This is a genomic window from Nocardia sp. NPDC003345, assembly GCF_053589395.1.
In genome coordinates this window covers 1-1,540 of record NZ_JBSFRU010000594.1, presented here as the reverse complement: position 1 = coordinate 1,540, position 1,540 = coordinate 1, and the positions used below count along the sequence as shown (strand labels likewise).

Sequence of the window (1,540 nt, the reverse complement as noted above, 5' to 3'; positions counted from 1 at the left end):
CAGCGAGGCCCTTAAAGGGTTCGGCCCGCGTCTGCTGATGCTCCTATAGATGTCGATGGGTGGGTGTGGGGTGAGTCAGTGTCCGGTAGATCTCTCGGGCGATGAATCGTTTGAGGCAGCGCATGATTTCTTTCTTGGACAGGCCTTGCTGGGTGCGGCGTTGGAGGTAGGCGCGGGTGCGTGGGTCGTAGCGCATGCGGACCAGGGTGATGGTGTGCAGGGCGTGGTTGGCGGCGCGGTCACCGCCTCGGTTGAGGCGGTGGCGGTGGGTGCGCCCAGAAGACGCGGGAAGTGGTGCGACGCCGGTGAGGTGGGCGAACGCGGCTTCCGAACGCATGCGGTGGGGGTTGTCCCCGGCGGTGGTCAACAGCTGGCCGGCGGTATCGGCTCCGACACCGAACACTTCCAGCAGGCGGGGAGCGGCCCGGCTGATCAACGGCGCGATCTGGGTATCGAGTTCACGGATTTCGGTGGTGAGGCCCTGGTAGCGGCGGGCCAGCCGCCGCAAGGCGGCGCGGGTGGCGGTTGCGGGGTCGGCCAGGTCGGGTCCGGGCCGCGATCGTGCCAACGTAGCGATCAGCGTGGATCGGTTCAGACCGCTGCCCTGCTCACGAACGACAGCCGGTGCGGTCACGAGCAGGCCCCGGATCTGGTTGATCGTCTGGGTGCGGGCCTTGACCGCGCTGCGGCGCGCGATCTGCAGCACCCGCACCGCCTCGACAACCCCGTCACGGGATTTCGGGGTGGTAGCGGCCCGGCCCGACAGCACCGCGGTCGCGGCGGCGTAGGCGTCGATCGGATCGGATTTGCCGCGGCGTCGCCGGGTTTTGCGGTCGGGCCGGTCGACGTCGACGACGGTGATCCCGGCTGTGGTCAGTACCCGGGCGAGTTCGGCTCCGTAGGCGCCGGTGCCCTCGACACCCACCGCGGTGAGTGCACCGGCCGACCGCATCCAGTCCAGCAGGTCTCGGTAGCCACCGGTCGTGGCGGGGAATTCCCGATCGGCCAGATGACGTCCCAGCGAGTCGATCACCGCAGCGTGATGGGTGCGCCCGTGCGTATCGACTCCACCGATGATTTCCGGATCGTTATCGGTCATGCTTGAGGGGTCCGTCCTTGCTCATCCGTTCCGAGGGCGGCACGCGCCGGTCGGGCGGGAGGACAAGACTGTGGCGGGGCTTCTTGACCAAGCTCCTATGAGGTCACAACCCCCCCGTCCGGCCGCGTGCATCGGTGACACCCCGAAGGCAAGCCGACAAATCAGCAACCAGACACTCACCACAGGCCAGTCAGCGCGAGGGTCAGACCCACCCCAGGGCGCCACCACCCCCATCATCACAGTCAGCGCTCGAAGCGAGGCGGCGCAGCCGCGAGTCTCGAGCGCTGACAGCAGACGCTTCGGGGGCCGAACCCCGCGCGGCGAAGCCGCGCCAATAAACTCAGCCCACGCGTTCGATTGTGTACTGGACCAACCGCACAAGCGCGTCGTTGGCCGGGCCCTGCGGCAGCGCCGCTAGTTCCGTGTGGGCGATATCGGCGT

Annotated in this window: 1 protein-coding gene; it reads right to left on the bottom strand. The window is 68.1% G+C overall.

Going from position 1 to position 1,540, the window contains the following annotated elements; genetic code table 11:
• Window positions 1–43 precede the first annotated feature (43 nt).
• A complete protein-coding gene (locus ACWDU1_RS32285; protein WP_450004205.1) occupies window positions 44–1,099 on the bottom strand; it encodes an IS110 family transposase in 1,056 nt (351 codons plus the stop codon).
• Between the last annotated feature and the right edge of the window lie 441 nt (window positions 1,100–1,540).